Annotated in this window: 1 protein-coding gene; it reads right to left on the reverse strand. The window is 78.4% G+C overall.

All coding sequences use genetic code 11. The annotated features are described in order from the left end of the window. Positions 1-29 precede the first annotated feature (29 nt). Positions 30-476, reverse strand: coding sequence for a hypothetical protein (locus WDV85_RS17005; protein ID WP_339571753.1), 447 nt, complete (start codon positions 474-476; stop codon positions 30-32). Positions 477-541 lie beyond the last annotated feature (65 nt).

The following is a 541-nucleotide window of genomic DNA, read 5'->3' on the forward strand; positions in this document are numbered from 1 at the left end:
GTGGGCCCTCGGGCCCACGCCGCCGGGGCTCAGGGGTGCGGGCGGACGGTGCAGCGCTGGTGGGCCTCGCCCAGGCACGTCCCGCAGAGCCGCTGGCCGTTGGGGCCGTCGCAACGGTGGAAACGGAAGCCGCCGAGGATGACAGCGGTGGCGTCGCTGTGGCCGGGCTCGGCGCGGGTCCAGCCGCCGGGGGCGGTGGCGCCGCTGGTGAGGCGGACGGCGACGACGACGCGCTCGATCCGCCGGCCGCCGCCCTCGTAGTGGGTCGGCAGGCTCGCGTGGTGCTCCTGGGCCTTGGCGCGGGTGGTGAACACGACGCCGCCGTAGCCGAGGGGCTCGTCGACGGTGACGCCCCAGCGGGAGCCGGCGAGGCAGACGAAGCGGGGGCCGATGACGCCGGGCTCGTTGGTGGCCACGGCGTAGTAGGTGGTGCCGCGGACCGGCGACGCCGGGCGCGTGCGGGTGGTCGTGGTCATGGTGCCTCCGGGAGCTCGTGGGTCGGGCGGGGGTGGGGGCCGCCGCCGCGGGTGCGGCGGCGGCC

It is taken from the genome of Pseudokineococcus sp. 5B2Z-1 (genome assembly GCF_037482305.1).
GTDB lineage: Bacteria > Actinomycetota > Actinomycetes > Actinomycetales > Quadrisphaeraceae > Pseudokineococcus.

Excerpts from the sequence above, each read along its gene's own strand:
- WDV85_RS17005 (WP_339571753.1), bottom strand. The coding sequence starts at position 476 with ATGACCACGACCACCCGCACGCGCCCGGCGTCGCCGGTCCGCGGCACC.